The 16,231-nt window shown below is 62.3% G+C and carries 17 protein-coding genes; 6 read left to right on the forward strand and 11 right to left on the reverse strand.

All coding sequences use genetic code 11. The annotated features are described in order from the left end of the window. Window positions 1-126: 126 nt before the first annotated feature. Both ROSERS_RS05350 and ROSERS_RS05355 read left to right on the forward strand, forming a co-directional pair. Entirely contained in the window at window positions 127-561 is a 435-nt protein-coding gene (locus ROSERS_RS05350; RefSeq protein WP_011955801.1) for a hypothetical protein, read from the forward strand. Window positions 562-579: 18 nt separating this feature from the next. Next, a complete protein-coding gene (locus ROSERS_RS05355) occupies window positions 580-888 on the forward strand; it encodes a hypothetical protein (RefSeq protein ID WP_011955802.1) in 309 nt (102 codons plus the stop codon). Window positions 889-1,364: 476 nt separating this feature from the next. Here ROSERS_RS05355 and ROSERS_RS05360 read toward each other — a convergent pair whose 3' ends face one another. The 10 genes from ROSERS_RS05360 to ftsY form a co-directional block, all read right to left on the reverse strand. Next, window positions 1,365-2,327, reverse strand: coding sequence for an IS110-like element ISRfsp2 family transposase (locus ROSERS_RS05360; protein ID WP_011955803.1), 963 nt, complete (start codon window positions 2,325-2,327; stop codon window positions 1,365-1,367). A gap of 825 nt (window positions 2,328-3,152) precedes the next feature. Continuing rightward, a complete protein-coding gene (lipA, locus tag ROSERS_RS05365; RefSeq protein ID WP_011955804.1) occupies window positions 3,153-4,058 on the reverse strand; it encodes a lipoyl synthase in 906 nt (301 codons plus the stop codon). 142 nt (window positions 4,059-4,200) lie between these two features. After that, on the reverse strand, window positions 4,201-4,923 hold the full coding sequence (gene lipB, locus ROSERS_RS05370) for a lipoyl(octanoyl) transferase LipB (protein WP_011955805.1): 723 nt from the start codon (window positions 4,921-4,923) through the stop codon (window positions 4,201-4,203). Between the two features lie 46 nt (window positions 4,924-4,969). Then, on the reverse strand, window positions 4,970-5,377 hold the full coding sequence (locus ROSERS_RS05375; RefSeq protein WP_011955806.1) for a cytochrome c oxidase assembly factor 1 family protein: 408 nt from the start codon (window positions 5,375-5,377) through the stop codon (window positions 4,970-4,972). Further along, a complete protein-coding gene (acpS, locus tag ROSERS_RS05380) occupies window positions 5,371-5,787 on the reverse strand; it encodes a holo-ACP synthase (RefSeq protein ID WP_011955807.1) in 417 nt (138 codons plus the stop codon). Before acpS ends, ROSERS_RS05375 begins: the two co-directional genes overlap by 7 nt. Then, window positions 5,784-7,211, reverse strand: a complete 1,428-nt coding sequence (locus tag ROSERS_RS05385; RefSeq protein WP_011955808.1) for a hypothetical protein — start codon at window positions 7,209-7,211, stop codon at window positions 5,784-5,786. The genes acpS and ROSERS_RS05385 overlap by 4 nt, the downstream gene beginning before the upstream one ends. A 36-nt stretch (window positions 7,212-7,247) precedes the next feature. Next, a complete protein-coding gene (locus ROSERS_RS05390) occupies window positions 7,248-8,582 on the reverse strand; it encodes a glutamine synthetase family protein (RefSeq protein ID WP_011955809.1) in 1,335 nt (444 codons plus the stop codon). Next, window positions 8,579-9,016 carry a hypothetical protein gene (locus tag ROSERS_RS05395; RefSeq protein ID WP_011955810.1) on the reverse strand — a complete coding sequence of 146 codons (438 nt, stop codon included), beginning with the start codon at window positions 9,014-9,016 and terminating at the stop codon, window positions 8,579-8,581. Before ROSERS_RS05395 ends, ROSERS_RS05390 begins: the two co-directional genes overlap by 4 nt. 3 nt (window positions 9,017-9,019) lie before the next feature. Continuing rightward, the gene (locus ROSERS_RS05400) at window positions 9,020-9,217 is read right to left on the reverse strand and encodes a hypothetical protein (protein WP_011955811.1); all 198 of its coding nucleotides are present in this window, start codon (window positions 9,215-9,217) and stop codon (window positions 9,020-9,022) included. 16 nt (window positions 9,218-9,233) lie between these two features. After that, the gene (gene ftsY / locus ROSERS_RS05405) at window positions 9,234-10,214 is read right to left on the reverse strand and encodes a signal recognition particle-docking protein FtsY (RefSeq protein ID WP_011955812.1); all 981 of its coding nucleotides are present in this window, start codon (window positions 10,212-10,214) and stop codon (window positions 9,234-9,236) included. 240 nt (window positions 10,215-10,454) lie between these two features. Here ftsY and ROSERS_RS05410 point away from each other — a divergent pair, with 240 nt between their 5' ends. Then, entirely contained in the window at window positions 10,455-10,817 is a 363-nt protein-coding gene (locus ROSERS_RS05410; RefSeq protein WP_011955813.1) for a hypothetical protein, read from the forward strand. A 975-nt stretch (window positions 10,818-11,792) separates the two neighbouring features. Here the strand turns inward: ROSERS_RS05410 and def are convergent. Then, a complete protein-coding gene (def, locus tag ROSERS_RS05415; RefSeq protein WP_011955814.1) occupies window positions 11,793-12,350 on the reverse strand; it encodes a peptide deformylase in 558 nt (185 codons plus the stop codon). A gap of 315 nt (window positions 12,351-12,665) precedes the next feature. Here def and ROSERS_RS05420 point away from each other — a divergent pair, with 315 nt between their 5' ends. Genes ROSERS_RS05420 through ROSERS_RS05430 form a run of 3 tightly spaced genes read left to right on the forward strand, consistent with a single transcriptional unit; the run spans window position 12,666 to window position 15,746 of the window. Beyond that, the gene (locus tag ROSERS_RS05420; protein WP_011955815.1) at window positions 12,666-13,931 is read left to right on the forward strand and encodes a 3-isopropylmalate dehydratase large subunit; all 1,266 of its coding nucleotides are present in this window, start codon (window positions 12,666-12,668) and stop codon (window positions 13,929-13,931) included. 17 nt (window positions 13,932-13,948) lie between these two features. Continuing rightward, a complete protein-coding gene (locus tag ROSERS_RS05425) occupies window positions 13,949-14,590 on the forward strand; it encodes a LysE family translocator (RefSeq protein WP_198136360.1) in 642 nt (213 codons plus the stop codon). Window positions 14,591-14,603: 13 nt separating this feature from the next. Beyond that, complete coding sequence (locus tag ROSERS_RS05430) at window positions 14,604-15,746, forward strand: trans-sulfuration enzyme family protein (RefSeq protein ID WP_011955817.1); 1,143 nt, start codon at window positions 14,604-14,606, stop codon at window positions 15,744-15,746. The last annotated feature ends 485 nt before the right edge of the window (window positions 15,747-16,231 follow it).

Genomic DNA, 16,231 nt, shown 5'->3' on the forward strand with positions numbered 1-16,231 from the left:
GGGCGGACAGAAAAGGTGTTCGTTTTTGAGCCATTCTGGCCCTATGGGGATCAGGAGCGGTGACAACCATGCGGTAGTTCTGGTATGCTGGTCGTATCACCCGCCTCATATCCAGGAGACCACCGCATGGCCACCAGCAGACGTTCTTTCATCCGGGCGGTCGACTCGTTGTTCCGCCAGAGCATGAGCGACATGCCGCAACGCACCCGCCAACGGGTGGTCGTTCTCACCCTGAGCATCCTGTGCAGCGGCTCGCTCACGCTGCGCCGGATGGCAAGCACCCAGGCGTACCTGACGCTCCAGACGACGTGCGCAGCCCGTCATAAACGGCGGCTGCGGCGGGTGCTGAACGACCCGCTTCTGACCTGGGAACGGAGCGCTGCGCCCGTGGTGCGACGCCTCTTGTCGCGACGGCGGGCCCGCCGCCGGGTGATGATCATCGACGAAACCGCGCAGGCGGAACACCTGCGGGTCCTGACCGCCGCGCTCTGGCAGCGCGGTCGCGCCATTCCGTTGGCCTGGGTCTGCTGGCCGGGGCGGACCAAACCAACGGTCTCGTAGTGGAACCGGTGTGGTCACGTGTTGGACCAGGCGGCTCAGGCGCTGCCAGCGGACGCACGGGTGGTGGTCGTGGCAAATCGCGCCTTCGGCGGTCACGTGTTGACCGATCAGGCGCCCGCGCACGGCTGGGATGGGCTGGCGCCGGTGCACGGTCAGACGCGCTGGCGCGATCGTCAGGGACGCATCCCGCCGATGGTCCAGCAGGTCGCCCAACGCGGGGATCGCTGGAACGGCCAGGGAGAGGTTTTTATAGCGGTTCTCATAGAGGTTGAACCTCCTTGGACAAGCACAGTCACGCTCGCGCTCCCCACACGGCGACCGAAATGAATTTCAGTCTACAGGAGAAGCAATCCGACGTCGTCCGTCGTCGGGCGTGACTCCGTTCGTGCGGGCTAAAGCCCTCCCTGAGCGCATGGAAGCCCCTGCGGGGCTGGCGTTTCAGGTATCCTTGCCATAGCCAGGGGGACCTGGGTTGATCCAGCCCGCAGGGCTTGCCCGACCTCAGCCAGGGCTTTAGCCCGCCTGAGGCGCACGACGATTGAACGCTCCAGCAGCGGGCGCCTCGCGCGACACGGCAGACCCGGACAAGGGTCAACATATCTGAGAACTGCTATAATCCGCTATCCCGCGCGAGCCGTCGGGCCAATGGAGATTGAGCATGTATAGCAGCTCTCACAAAGATTGGTCTGGTTGGGCAGGGTTGCACTTGCCATCGAAACCAGACGCCGTGTGCGCCCTCCCTCCGCGTGCTCCGCGTCTCTGTGTGCATCAGACCGGCTCACGCGGAGTAACTGTGTTGCTTGTCAAGGGGCGCTCGTATGCACAGCCGGATCCCAGGGCTTTTGCTGACGCAATATTGCGCCGAGAATAGTCAGCAGCTTGCGCATCGCAGCGACGATGGCGACCTTGCGCGGCTTGCCAGCTTGACACAGGCGCTGATAGAAGGCGCGCCTGACCAGACGGCGCCGCGTGGCCGCCAGGGTCGCCATGTACAACACGCTGCGCACATCCCTCCTGCCGCCGGAGATATGCCGGGGTTTGTGCTGTGCGCCGCTCTGATTGGCATACGGCGCAACGCCCACAAAGGCCGCCGCTTCCTTGCGATTGATGGTCCCCAGTTCGGGCAGGCGGAGCAGCAGGTTCAGTGCGGTGATCGCGCCGATGCCGGGCACGCTTTCGCGCAGCTCCCGTTTCCGGCGCACCTCGTCGGTGCGCTCCGCCTCGTTGTCGCGTTCCTGCTCAAGCGCACGGATCTCCTGATCCAGCCAATCAATATGCTGCTGGATGCCCGGGCGGAGGTTCGGCGCGGCAGCCGTCAACCGATTGATCTCAGCCGTCCGCATCTGAATCACCTGCTCCCGCCGGACCAGCAGGTCGCGCAAGGATGCGCGCTGCTCGTCCGTCGCTTGGTGGTGCGGCGGGCGCACCCGTTCGGCAAAGCGGGCGAGCAACCGGGCATCCAGGCGGTCGGTCTTCGCCTGGCGTCCTTCCGCGTGCGCCAGGGCGCGCACGCGGCGTGGCTGCACCCGCGCCGTCGGCACGCCAGCCTGGAGCAGTTGGGCGAACACCATGCGCTCCAGCCCGCCGGTCGCCTCCAGCACAATCAGGGTCGGCTGCAGGCGCTGGAGTCGCGTGACCAGGAGCTGGACACCTTCGTCGGTAGACGGTATCGTCTCGCGTGGCGCGTGCGGGTCGGCGCCAAACGCCACATCCAGCGTCTGTTTGGAGACATCAATGCCGATAAAGAGCGACTCACGGGAAGCCATACACAGAACCTCCTGAGGAAAACGGCGCCAGCCTTGCTAGCATATGCGGGTTTGAGGGCCCAGATACCTGTTCGGCTTGGTCGCGTTGAAGGACACGGCTACCCAACACTCCGCGGCGATCTCGTGAACCTGGCGCAGAACGGTATACCGTGTCCCGTTAGATTATACTAGGCGCGGAGAGCGGGAGCGCAGCGGAAACGGGCGCCTTGCGCGACACGGCAGATCCGGACGAGGGTCAACGTATCTGAGAACTGCTGTAAAGCGCTGTTCCGCGACGGGAAGTCGAGCGGGCGGCGCCGGGAATCCAGCCGGGTGCGCGATCTGACGCATCAAGAGCATCTGGTGGCGGGGCTGGGACTGGCGACGCTGATCACGCTCGTGTTGGGCGTGCAGGCGGCAGAAGCCGAACGCAGCCGTCCCGCGCGCCGTCACCGCCGCCAATCGTGGCGTAGCCGCCAGAGTTGGTTCCCGCTGGGTCGTGAGGCCTTCTGGCATCGGCTGTGGCGGCGGGACCGCACCCCCATCCGCTGGGATCTCACCGACCTGGATGGGCGCAATTGGTCGGCCGAGCAGCGTGCCCGGCACGCCCTGGCGGGCGCCGACCTGGGGCGGCGGGCGGCCTGGTGGCGAGCCCATTGGAATGCGAGAAATCGTCAGAAGGCTCATATGTTCTGTCCGCCCTTAAACCCACACAGGAAGAAGGAGGAGTTGGGCGTCCTGATGCCTGAAACGGGAGATGGCACGCAGGGGCTTCACAAGAAACCTGCCCCTGTGAGCAAAATTGGGTGTCCTGTGCTGAAGGGTGAGGACCGATGCCGCTTTGGGCTAATGCTGTTGGGCGTTGACGTGGAGATGCGCGTGATAACTCGAACGCACCAGCGGACCGCTTTCGACGTGGCGAAAACCACGCTCCAGCGCATACCTGCGAAATTCGGCAAACTCGGCGGGGGTGACATAACGATCCACGGGCCAGTAACTTGCACCGGGTGAGAGGTATTGACCGATGGTGAGCACATTCACATCGACATCACGCAGGCGATCAATGACCTGGTACACTTCTTCGTTCGTCTCACCGGCGCCAACCATCATCCCGCTCTTGGTGACCAGATATGGTCGTGCGGCGCGCGCGCGCGCCAGCAGTTCGATGCTCTGCTCGAAGCGGGCGCGGGGACGGAAGCGCCGAAACAGACGCGGGACGGTCTCGATATTATGATTGAGAACGTCCGGTTCAGCGGCCAGCACCGTCTCGAGCGCCTCCCAATTGCCGTCGAAATCGGGGATCAGAACCTCGACTTTGCAGTCGGGCGCTTTTTGTCGGATCAGTTCAATGGTGCGGGCGAAGATAGACGCGCCGCCATCGGGCACATCGTCACGGTTGACCGATGTCAGGACGGCAAATTTCAACTTTAAGTGCGCAACCGACGCGGCGACCCGCTCCGGTTCATGCTCGTCGATTGGTTCGGGCTTCCCTTTGCCGATAGCGCAGTAGCGACAGCCACGGGTGCATATGTTTCCAAGCAACAGAAAAGTGGCGGTACGGTGATTCCAGCACTCGCCAATGTTCGGGCAGTGCGCTTCTTCGCACACGGTATGAAGATTCTGCTCGCGCATGAGGCGAAAGACATCGTGATAGTTCGCGCCGCCCGGCGCACGCACCTTGAGCCATTCGGGTCGGCGCGCCCGGTTTGAGGGCAACGAATCGGTTGCGATCAACGGGATCAAGTCTGCCATCGATGATCTCACATTCCAGCCGTCGTCGATCATCATCGACGACGTGATCCGCTTGTCGGTTGTCTGTTACGTTGTATTGTAGCGCACATCGCGAACATGCGCCTGTCCTGATCGCTAACAGCACAATACATCAGAACCGGCTTTACCGCTGCGCAAGGTGATCTCTTTCGGCTGCCGGGAGATGCGCTGTCCACTGTCCGGCAGTGACAACCACAGCCGGTTCCAGGTCGAAGACGGCGCAGAGATGCCCGATCAGCCGTTCAGCCACCGAACTCATCGCCACGACCTCACCCAGTTCGGCGGACATTGAGGTGACGCCGCGCCCATGCACACCGCAAGGGACAATCAGATCGAAGCCACGCAAATCGATGTTGACATTCAGCGCCAGTCCGTGAGTGGTCACGCCGCCTGCGCTCACCTTGATGCCGATAGCACAGATTTTTGCCGCGCCGTTCCGAACCCAGACGCCGGTCAAGCCGGGGACGCGCTCACCGATCAGACCGTCATCGCGCAGGACACGAATGACGCTCTCTTCCAGCCCGCGCAGATACCGACCAATATCACGTCCGTGCTGCAAGAGTTTGAAGATCGGGTAGGCGACGATTTGCCCCGGCGCGTGGTAGGTCGCCCCGCCGCCGCGGTCACTCTGGACCACGGTCACCCCTTCGGCGCTGAGGTGTTCCGCCGGAACGAGCAGATGTTCGGTACTGGCTCTACTGCCCAGCGTAATCGTTGGCGGGTGTTCGAGCAGCAGCAGGGTGTCGCCGACCTGACCGGCGGAGCGTGCGCGAGCAATTCGGCGCTGCACATCCCACGCAGTGCGATAGTCGATGAGACCCAGGTGGTAGATCGTCAGTGTCCGCATTGCACCAGACGCCCCCTTCGTCGTCGCAGCGTTTTTGAGTCAGACGCTACAGGTCGCGCAGCAGATCGATCCGCTGACCGGTTCCATCCACCGTCACGATCAGGCGGTCATATTCCCAGACGCCACGGGTGCGCACCCCGGAGATGATCAACGTTCCCGATCCACGCGGACCGGAGATCGGCAGGGTGAGGTCAACTTCGCCGCCCCCATTGGCATCGGTGCGGAGTGAGCCGGTGGGCAGAAACCATCCGATTTCGAGTGGACGCCCCAGCGCCGCTTCGACCTGCGGATCGCGTTGCGCACGCGCCAGCGCCTCCTGTGCCACGTCGGAGTTGCGGAATAGACTGATGACGCCAGCGAAGATGCCGACGACGCAGCCGACGACGACGATGAATGTTACGCCAGCGATGAGACAGGAGAGCGGTGTGCATCCCCGGCGACGAACGGTTACCATGGCATCCTCCTTCTGGCTGCGGGTGAAGTCGACGCGACGGCGACCGCAATTGCCAGACCGTGATCGTGCGACAGGCTGATACAGATGCTCTCGATGTGCAGTTCGCGGGCGCGCGCGCGCGCCGCTCCGCTGAGCGTCACAGTTGGACGCCCGTCGTCGTCGGTGAGCGTCTCGATGTCGCGGAACGCAACGCTGTGTGCGCTGCTGCCAGGACCACGCATCCCGACGCCCAGCAATTTGGCGACCGCCTCCTTTGCCGCCCAGCGCGCCGCCAGCGAATTGATCCGCCCGGCGCACAGCGCAATCTCAGCGGGAGAATAGATCCGCTGCACGAATCGGTCGCCCCAGCGCTCGACTGCGCGTTTGATCCGTGCTATCTCCACAATATCGATACCGGTGTAGACTGTCACTGCCTGCCGATCAGTGAGATGCCGGTCACTTCTGAGAGATAATCGTGTCCGCGCGCTTCGATGCGGATGCTCTGGATATAACGCGCCTGGCGCAAGAGCGCGTCGTCGCGCAGTTCGACATTCAGACGATACCACTGAAACTGCGGCACCTGCCGATACCGGATCTCTCCTGCATCCTCGCTGTTGGAGACCTCGCCGCTGCCGGTGTAGATGCAAAAATAGCGACTCGCCTCCTGATCGGTCGGACTGGTGGGTTTGTAGGTGATCCGCACCATCACCGGGCATTCAGACCCGGCGACTCCGGCGAGTTGCACCGTTTGGGTCAGCACCCGCACCCACATGCTCAGGCGCAGCGAGGGAAACTCCGAAACGTCGGCATCGATGGTCTGCTCGATGCCAACGGTGAAGGGACGGGTTTGCAAACCGTCGCGGCGGAACTGCCCGATCAATACCTGATCGTCCGGCGTGCAGAAGTCAGGTGTTTCGGGGCGGCAGGAACGCACAACGGTAAACCGTCCATTGTGCTCTTCGGGCGCCATGCCCGGTGCATTTGGAAGAGCGTATTTGCGCCAGGTTTTGGATGTCTGATCATACCGGTTCTGATCCGCATACTGTTCAAACCCGCCATCGCGGATCAACTCCCAGCGCGCTTCGCCAGGTCCGAGGAGGGCGCCGGCGGCATCGATCTGCACCAGTTGACCAGGCTGCACCTCGACCGTGTTCTCCCGATGTTCGATGATTGCAGAACCGGCGCGGGTGGCGACCTCGACCCGGATCGGCTCGCCGGTAACGGCAGGCGCAGACACCGCTCTGCTCGCATCGGTGAGCACACTAATGGAATAACTCCCGCCGGGCATGAGGCGGATGCGCGTTCCACCACCCACATCGACCACGTAGTCAACCTGATCGTAGGGTTGCCCGGCGGCGATGTCGTAGCGCAGGTAGCCAGCATTCTGACGCATGAGCGCCTCGAGACGCCCGTTGTGCCACGCAGTTGCGCGGTAACTGACCAATGCCAGTTCTGCGCCAGCGGGATGCGCCCAGAAGTCGATCTGCGTCCGATCGGCGAGCACCAGCGATGCGACAGGACCGTACCCTGCTTCGGTTTTGGTGCGGATCACGCTTCCTTCGGCGACCGTTGCGCAAATATCGAGTTCGCCGGGGCATGGATCGCGTTCTGGCGGCAGGCGTTCGATACTTTCGGCAACCAGCCGACCGCGCGGCTGAATCGAGACGCCGGCATTCACGTGGCTGCGCAGCACCGCTCCTTCGACAGGATTCATCGCCGTCGCGTAGTACTGCCAGCCGGCGTAACCGGCAACGGCGACCAGCACGCAGAACAGCGCGAAGAATACGAGCAACCACGTCCACGCAACGCGCTGGTAGTAGACCTGTTCCGGTTGTGGTCTGGCAGCCTGTGCCATAGCAACGTTATCTGAGCAGGCGTCGGATCCGAAACGTTAGTAAACCGGCAGATACCGGTCGAGTTCCCACTGACTGATCGCGTGGCTGTACTCTTCCCACTCACGTGCGCGGGCTTCGATGAAACGTTCGAGAATATGCGGACCAAGCGCTTCGGTGATCACCTCATCGCGCTGCAACTCCTCGAGCGCCGCGCCGAGGGTCGATGGCAGCACCTCGAACTGACGCGCGCGCAGATCGACCTCGAACAGATCCTCTTCAACCGGCGGCGGCAACGGCAGTTCGCGCCGGATGCCGTCGAGACCGGCTGCCAGAATGACCGCCAGCGCCAGATACGGATTGCACGACGGATCGGCGCAGCGCAGTTCGACCCGCGCCGACTGCGGTCGAGCGGTGCTGATACGCGGCACCCGCACCAGTTGCGCGCGGTTGGTGCGCCCCCAGATCAGGTAGACCGGCGCCTCGAAACCGGGCACCAGGCGCTTGTACGAATTCACCAGCGGCGCCAGGATGGCGATCATACCGCGCGCATGCGCCAGCAACCCGGCGATGAAATGCCGCGCCAGTTTCGAGATGCAGTACGGATCGTGCGCATCGAAGAACAGATTGTGACCGCTGGCTGCATCGACCAGACTCAGATGCATGTGCAGCCCGTTCCCGTTCAGGTGGGCGATTGGTTTGGGCATAAACGTGGCATAGAGGTTCTGTTGTTGCGCTATTGCCTTGAGCGTCGCGCGGGTGGTCACCAGATTATCGGCAGCGCGCAGACCGTGCGTATGGCGCAGATCGATTTCGTGCTGACCAAGCGCGCCTTCGTGATGGGTCGCTTCGACCTCGATGCCGAACGCCTGCAACGCGCGCACCATGCGACGGCGGATATGGGTGGCGGCATCGGTGGTGGCATCGAAGTATCCGGCGACATCATGCGGGATCAACGCCGGACGACCGTCCGGACCGGAGCGAAACAGAAAGAACTCGACCTCTGGACCGACCAGGAAGGTCATCCCCACGCGCTGCGCCGCATCGAGTGCGCGCCGTAGCGCGTAGCGCGGGTCGCCGGCGAACGGCTTTCCCTCCGGCGTATGGACATCGCAGATCATGCGCGCCGTCACGAATCCTGCCGCCTCGTCCCACGGAACAATCGCAAATGTATCGAGATCGGGCACAAGATACATGTCGCTCTCGGCGACGCGGGCAAACCCTTCGAGCGAGGATCCGTCGAACCAGACGCCGTGGTCGAGGCAATCGGGAAGTTCGGATGCCGGGATGGTCACATTCTTCACCATGCCGACAATGTCGGTGTACTGAAGGCTGACGAACTCAACCTGACGCCCGGCAGCCTGCTTGAGAATAGTTTCAGGAGAGACTGTCATTGGTTCTTCTGCACCCGCTGATACAAAATCTGATAACCGCCGTCACGCGCGCCACGTGCGACAACGCGGTAGCGCAGCACGCCGTTTTCGTCGAGTCGCACCATACCAGATCGCGATACCTGATCGCCAGGACGACTCTGGACGGCGAATGCAACGCTCCCCCCGGCGTTCAACAGTTCCAGACGCATTTCCCCCTGCTGGAGTTCCAGGATTGCGATCACCTGGAGCAACGCTCCGCCATCACCGAGAGGGACGGTATACACTTCAGACCCTTCGGCGCCCAGAAATGTGCGGGTCACATTTCCCGCATCGGGACGCACATCGGTTGACGTCCGCTCCCCCGACGCCAGCATACACGCCTGGAGAAAAAACAGGATCACTGCCGCGCCGATCAGCGCCAGGTATCGTCGTTTCCGGCACAAGAACGGTTGCACTCTCTACCCATACGACTCCGGGCGATCATCAGCATTGTACGTTGCCTCTTCCGGTACGAGCTTCAACCGTACCGGACGGCGCGCTTCGACATACAGATTACTCTCACAGTCGGTGCACACCAGACGCGTGCCTGGAGTCACATACTCTTGCAGCGCCAGTTTTCGCCCGCAGACCGGGCACGTTGTCACTTCGAGCGGCATCGTAGTCGTGCAGTGATTAATCCTGGGCGAACAACGACTCGACAAATGTTTCGGCATCGAAGAGCGCCAGATCGGTCATCTTCTCGCCGGTGCCGATGTAGCGGATCGGGCGCTCGATATCCTGCGCGATGGCGAAGGCGATCCCTCCTTTGGCAGTACCGTCGAGTTTGGTGACCGCCACGTGGGTCACATCGACCGCCTTCAGGAACGATTTTGCCTGCAACACACCATTCTGCCCGGTTGTGGCATCGATCACCAGCAGCACCTCGTGGGGTGCGTCCGGGAAGCGACGCCGGATAATATTGCGCAGTTTCTGCAATTCCAGCATCAGGTTTGTTTTGGCGTGCAGGCGTCCGGCGGTATCGATGATCAACACATCGACATCACCATTGGATACTGCTTCGATGGCATCATACACCACCGCGCCGGGATCGGCGCCCTGACCGCGTGAGATCACCGGCACACCCACGCGCTCCGCCCATGTTTCCAATTGCTCGGTCGCCGCAGCGCGGAAGGTGTCGCCGGCTGCCAGCAGGACGCGCCTGCCGAACTGGTTCTTCAGGCGGTACGCCAGTTTGGCGATCAGGGTCGTCTTGCCGGCGCCATTAACGCCAACCACCAGTATAATGTACGGGCGCGCATCAATCTGGGGCTGACGTTCCTGTTCCTGAAGGACGCGCACCATCTCCGCCTTCAACATATCGCGCGCCTCGCGCGCCCGCTTGACGCCGTAACGGTTGCAACGGTCCTTGGTGCGGTTGACCAGGTACATCGTCGTTTCGACGCCGACATCCGCCTGGATCAACAGCGCCTCGAGATCGTCCCACAGATCATCGGTGATCGGGTCATCGGTGGCGAACAGGCTGGCGATCTGTCCGAACAGACCACGACGCGCTTTCGCGGTTGCCTGATCGATCTTTTGCTCTTCCTGTCGTGCTTCTTCCTCAGTGCGCGGCGCATCCTGCCCGCGCCCGAACATCCGCTTGAAAAATCCCATGATCTCCTCACGATCTCGCCCGCGTTGCACACGTGTCTGCCCCGTATTGTACCACGTTGCCGCCAGCGATCAGCAAATCGGTCTGTCGGGACGTAGAACCTCTGCTTCTTGCACGTGATCTGCACGATTTTCATCTTGCTTCTGCACAGTCTTCATGGTATAGTTGAGACAGGTCCACACACAAGGTTCCCAGAGTCGAAACGCAAGCGCAACAGTCACATCAGAAGGGAGTGGAGTCACATGCTGCGAACCATCAAACGCCGCGGGGTGGCGCTGATCGCCGGTTTGGGTCTGGCGCTGAGCATTGCAGCCTGCGCAAGCCAGGCGAAGGTGCAGGATCAACCGTTGTTGAACCAGTTAATGGCGCCGAACGGCTTTGTCATTCAGCAGCCGGCGCAGTCTCCGGCGCAGTTGAATCAGACGGACGCGAACACAGCGCCCTTGTTTGATCGCGTTGAGCAGGCGCCCGCCGCACCCGCCAGCGATGCACAGGAGACGTTTGATCGCACTGAAAAAGCGCCAGCTGCCGCACCCGCAAGCGAGTCGCAGCGCGCGATGGAAACGAAGCAGGACGCTGCCATGTATATGGGGTGCGGGAAGTAACGTCGCCACCTCACGGACGTGCAACGAAACAGGGGTAAACGTTGGTTTACCCCTGTTTTCTCTTTCGTCGCCAGGCTATCGTGCGTCGGTCGCTGCAGGCGCCTGAACAGTAGACCGAAATTCATTTCGGTCACCTATCGTAGACCGAAATTATGGAGATTGAGCATTAAATCCGCTATACCGCGCTAGCCGTGGGGCTAAAGTTCTCGGCTATGTGAGGCGAAGCCCTCCCTGAGCGCGTGGAAGCCCCTGCGGGGCTATAGCGTGCTCACCGCTGAGAGCGATGGGCAGCACGATTGAACCACATGCGTCCTGGGTGCGCGGGCGTCCCCGCCCGCATACGGAGACTGCGGGCTGGTGGAGATTGAGAAATAAATCCGCTATCCCGCGCCAGCCGTCGGGCTGAAGCCCTCGGCCAGGCAAGGCGAAGCCCGCCTGCGCGGGCGCGACGTTGCTCGTGCGGGCTGAAGCCCTCCCTGAGCGCGCGGAAGCCCCTGCGGGGCTATAGCGTGCTCACCGCTGAGAGCGATGGGCAGCACGATTGAACCACATGCGTCCTGGGTACGCGGGCGTCCCCGCCCGCATGCGGAGACTGCGGGCTAGTGTAGAATAAATCCGCTATCCCGCGCCAGCCGTCGGGCTGAAGCCCTCGGCTATACGGGGCAAAGCCCGCCTGCGCGGGCTGGATTAGAGCACGGCGATGCGACGCCGAAGCGGCGCCGTCAGGGCACGGCATGCCGTGCCCCGACCTGCAGCCGGAAACAGGCGCCTCGCGCGCCATGGCAGGCCCAGACTATTCCAGACAAAACTCATCACAAGGGTTTTCATCTTTGTCAGTCAGGGGTTATCCGGCGCATCGCGCCACAGCGAACGTTCACATCAGGCACATAGCACCAGGGCAAACGCTCAAACCTTCAACCTTCAACCCCCAACCCTCCCACCTTCAACCTTCAACCTTCAACCTTCAACCCCGCCTCACTCCGCCGCCGTCGGCGCCATCTCCTCGCTGTAATCCTTCAGTGTCGAGAGATCGCGGATGCGCTCGGTGAACAGGATTCCGTCCAGGTGATCGATCTCGTGCTGCAAGGCGCGCCCAAGCAACCCCGTCGCCCGGCGGATGCGCTGCCGCCGCCCGTTGAGATCGGTGTACTCGACGGTGACCCACGCCGCGCGCGGCACTTCGCCGTACCAGCCCGGCAGACTGAGACACCCTTCCAGTCCCACGTCTTCCTGATCGCTGGCTTTGATAATTTCGGGATTGATCAGCACGAAGTTTTGCTCCGGCGCCACTTCGACCTTTGAACCATCGGGGCGCTCTTCGACCACCGGCGGGATTGAAATGACTGCCAGGCGCTGCGTGATGCCGATCTGCGGCGCTGCGAGTCCAACGCCGCTGGCGGCATGCATCGTCTCGAACATATCAGCCACCAGTTGTTTCAGCGCCGGGTTCGGCAACCGCACCGGGTGGCAGCGCGTCGTCAGGATTTTCTTGTCATCGGGATTATCGATACGCAAAATGCGGCGCAGCGCCATGGCGTCCTGTCCTCCACAGAAGTTGCAGCACTCTCGATTGCGGTGCATTGGGATAATTATAGCATGGCGGCGCCAAGCGTAGACCAACGCCGCGCCCGCACTTGACAGCCTGGCGTCCTGGTGGTACACTGCGCAACGCAATATCGCACGAGTTGGACATCAGTATGCATTCCCTGTTCGTCAAGCAGGTCAAGCAGAGCAAAAAGCCGGACTCCTGGTCTGGTTAGGCTCGCTTGTCCTGCTGTGTGGTAGACAGGCGCCCGCTTCGCCAGACCAGGTGAAGCGGGCTTTCTGTTTGTGTCTCAGGAGGGTATCGTGGGGCAAACGCTTGCAGAACAGATCCTTTCACACGCTGCCGGGCGTCCGGTCTCCGCCGGCGAGAATATCGTCGCCAGGATTGATCTGGCGATGATGCACGACAGCATCTCACCGAGCATCATCAAAATCCTGCACCACGAATTGGGCGCCGAACGGGTGTGGGATCGCGACCGTGTGGCAGTGGTGGTGGACCACGTTGCACCGGCGGCGACGATCCAGAATGCTGAGCATCAACTGGCGCTGCGACGGTGGGTGCGTCAGCAGCAGATCACGCATTTCTTCGATGTCGGGCGCGGCATTTCGCATCCGGTACTGGTCGAGGAGGGGCTGGCGCGCCCCGGTATGCTGATCATCGGCAGCGACTCGCACTCAACGGCGTATGGCGCGGTCGGGGCGTTTGGCGCCGGCATGGGTTCCACCGATATGGCGCTGGCGCTGGCGACCGGGCAGACGTGGCTGCGTGTGCCGGAGACGGTGCGCATCCTGGCGCGTGGGCGGTTTCAACCTGGGGTGGGCGCAAAGGATCTGGGGCTGCGCGTAGCGCGTCTGATCGGCGCCGATGGCGCGACCTATCAGTCGGTCGAGTGGCACGGCGTCGAGGAATTGAGCATCGGCGAACGGATGACGCTCGCCACGCTCTCTGTTGAAATCGGTGCGAAGGCAGGGATCATTCCGCCTGTCGGTCCCGGCTGGGAAGAGCACGCCACCCGTCGCGGCATCACCGTCCCGTCATGGTTGCGCGTCGAAGAGGGAGCGCGCTACAGTCGCACCGTGGAGGTCGATCTCGACACCCTTGAGCCGCAGGTGAGCGTGCCGCACTTCGTGGACAATGTGCGTGACCTGAGCGATCTGGGGCGTGTTGAGGTGGATGTGGTCTATATTGGCACCTGCACGAACGGTCATGCGAACGACCTTGCTGCTGCTGCGCGCATCCTGAAGGGGCGCAAAGTGGCGCGCGGTGTGCGCCTGCTCGTGGTGCCGGCGTCGAGCGAAGCGTTGCAGCAGGCGACGGCGGATGGAACGCTGGCGACACTCCTTGAATCCGGCGCAGCCATTGGCACCCCTGGATGCGGCGCATGTATCGGGCGGCATATGGGCGTCCTGGCGCCCGGCGAGGTCTGCCTGTTCACCGGCAACCGTAACTTCCGCGGGCGCATGGGATCGCCGGAGGCGCAGATCTACCTGGCGTCGCCTGAAGTTGCAGCGGCGACGGCAGTGCTCGGGTATATCGCCCATCCGGCGGAGGTGGTGAACGGGCGGTGAGTAAAAGGAATCACCTCGTGATCATTGATGACATACCTCTGTTTGTGCGCGCTATGCTTATCGGTCTCAGCATCGCTGCACCTGTCGGACCTGTCAGTCTGCTGTGCATCCGCCGCACGCTGGCAGACGGATTTGCTGCCGGTCTGGCGTCGGGAATGGGCGCTGCAACTGCGGATGCCGTCTATGGAATTGTTGCCGGGTTTGGGCTGACCTTCGTCACGGTATTGCTGACCGGCGGAGAGTTCTGGTTGCGCTTGATCGGCGGTTTGTATCTCTTCGCTACCGGCGTCGCAACGTTTCTTGCTCGACCAACCGGGCATGCTACGTCGGTCAACCGTCGTCATCTGTCTGGCGCATGGGCATCGACGTTTGTGCTCACGCTGACCAATCCGGCGACCATTCTGGCGTTCGCTGCGATGTTTGGCGGTGTGGGACTGACATACCAGGCGCACGCCAGCGATCCTGCTGTCATCGTTGTGGTTCTGGTGTCAGGAATCTTCACCGGCTCGGCGATCTGGTGGATGCTTCTGTGCATGAGTGTGAGCCGGTTGCGCACGCGACTCGATCAACGCGCCACGGTCTGGATCAATCGTGTGTCGGGTGTTGCCATCGCCGCGATCGGCGCCCTGGCGATTGGCAGTCTGTCAGGATCAGGGTAGAGGGAGACGACCGGTGCATCTCGAAACAATCTCCATCCATGCCGGGCAGGAGATCGATCCGACAACCGGATCGGTCATCCCGCCGATCTACCTGACAACGACCTTTGAACGCGCGCCCGACGGGAGTTTTCCGCACGGGTACATCTACACGCGCAATGGCAACCCCAATCGCGCGATGCTCGAAACCTGCCTGGCGACGCTCGAGGGCGGCGCAACCTGCGTGGCGTTCAGTTCGGGGCTTGCGGCGGCAATGAGCATCTTTCAGGCGTTGCGTCCCGGTGACCACGTCGTTGCGCCCGACGATGCCTACCACGGGGTGACGCGATTGCTGCGCGACATCATGGCGCCGTGGGGTCTGGAGTATACCCGCGTCGATATGCGCGATCCGCAGAACGTTGCGGCTGCGCTGCGCCCGAATACGCGCCTGGTCTGGATCGAAACCCCTTCCAACCCGCTGCTCAAAATTGCCGATATTGCTGCGATTGCGAGCATTGCCCATCAGGCAGGCGCGCTATGTGCGGTCGATAATACCTGGGCGACGCCGGTGCAGCAGCGTCCGCTCGAACTCGGCGCGGATATGGTGATGCACGCAACAACCAAATATATCGGCGGGCACAGTGATGTGCTCGGCGGCGTGGTCGTTTTCCGCGAGAACGATGCGTTTGCGGAACGGGTGCGTTTCTTGCAGATCAACGGCGGGGCGGTTCCGTCACCGTTCGACTGCTGGTTGACGCTGCGCGGCATTCAGACGCTGACGTACCGGGTGCGCGCTCACGCTGCCAGTGCGATGCGGGTCGCCCGTTTCCTGGCAACCCATCCGCGTATCGAACGTGTCCACTATCCGGGGCTGGAAACCCATCCCGGTCACGCGGTCGCCGCCCGGCAGATGCGCGGTTTTGGCGGCATGATCTCGATTGAGGTTCAGGGTGGCGAGGCGGCGGCAATGGCGGTCGCGGCACGGGTACGGATTATCACCCGCGCCACCAGTCTGGGCGGCGTCGAAAGCCTGATCGAACATCGCGCATCGGTTGAAGGACCGGAGAGCGTCACCCCGCCCAACCTGCTGCGTATCTCGGTCGGTCTCGAGCATCCTGATGACCTGATCGCCGACCTGGCGCAGGCGCTGGAGGTTGATGACGTTTCGCCGCAGCGGTGAATCGGTTCTTAAGTCCGGTCTGGTCTGCGCAGGCGGGCTTCGCACCACATAGCCGAGGGGTTATCGTAGCCGATAGCCGATAACCCATAGCCGATGGTCGAGAGGGTCGCCGTTGGAGTTCGCGTTCCGCGCAGGCGGGCTTCGCACCACATAGCCGAGGGGTTATCGTAGCCGATAACCGATAGCCGATGGTCGAGAGGGTCGCCGTTGGAGTTCGCGTTCCACGCAGGCGGGCTTCGCCTCGCCTGGCCGAGGGCTTTAGTCCGACGGCAAGCGGCCATACGGATTATAGCAGTTCTCACAAAGGTTGAACCCAATGGACGGAGTTGAACATTCCCGGAGTCGCGCGCCTCACGCGGCGACCGAAATGAATTTCGGTCTACACTTTGCCGGAAGCGGGCGTCTTGCGCGATACGGTGGATACAGACGATGGTCAACATATCTGAGAAATACTGTAAATTCTTAATCTTCATCAGCCCCGCGGC

It is taken from the genome of Roseiflexus sp. RS-1, from assembly GCF_000016665.1.
Classification (GTDB): domain Bacteria; phylum Chloroflexota; class Chloroflexia; order Chloroflexales; family Roseiflexaceae; genus Roseiflexus.

What these genes read in the sequence shown, in the direction of transcription:
- ROSERS_RS05410 (WP_011955813.1), top strand. Translation starts at nt 10,455, where the DNA reads ATGCTGCGAACCATCAAACGCCGCGGGGTGGCGCTGATCGCCGGTTTG.
- ROSERS_RS05385 (WP_011955808.1), bottom strand. Translation starts at nt 7,211, where the DNA reads ATGGCACAGGCTGCCAGACCACAACCGGAACAGGTCTACTACCAGCGC.
- lipA (WP_011955804.1), bottom strand. Translation starts at nt 4,058, where the DNA reads ATGGCAGACTTGATCCCGTTGATCGCAACCGATTCGTTGCCCTCAAAC.
- ROSERS_RS05375 (WP_011955806.1), bottom strand. Translation starts at nt 5,377, where the DNA reads ATGGTAACCGTTCGTCGCCGGGGATGCACACCGCTCTCCTGTCTCATC.
- lipB (WP_011955805.1), bottom strand. Translation starts at nt 4,923, where the DNA reads ATGCGGACACTGACGATCTACCACCTGGGTCTCATCGACTATCGCACT.
- ROSERS_RS05360 (WP_011955803.1), bottom strand. Translation starts at nt 2,327, where the DNA reads ATGGCTTCCCGTGAGTCGCTCTTTATCGGCATTGATGTCTCCAAACAG.
- ftsY (WP_011955812.1), bottom strand. Translation starts at nt 10,214, where the DNA reads ATGGGATTTTTCAAGCGGATGTTCGGGCGCGGGCAGGATGCGCCGCGC.
- ROSERS_RS05350 (WP_011955801.1), top strand. Translation starts at nt 127, where the DNA reads ATGGCCACCAGCAGACGTTCTTTCATCCGGGCGGTCGACTCGTTGTTC.
- ROSERS_RS05400 (WP_011955811.1), bottom strand. Translation starts at nt 9,217, where the DNA reads ATGCCGCTCGAAGTGACAACGTGCCCGGTCTGCGGGCGAAAACTGGCG.
- def (WP_011955814.1), bottom strand. Translation starts at nt 12,350, where the DNA reads ATGGCGCTGCGCCGCATTTTGCGTATCGATAATCCCGATGACAAGAAA.
- ROSERS_RS05390 (WP_011955809.1), bottom strand. Translation starts at nt 8,582, where the DNA reads ATGACAGTCTCTCCTGAAACTATTCTCAAGCAGGCTGCCGGGCGTCAG.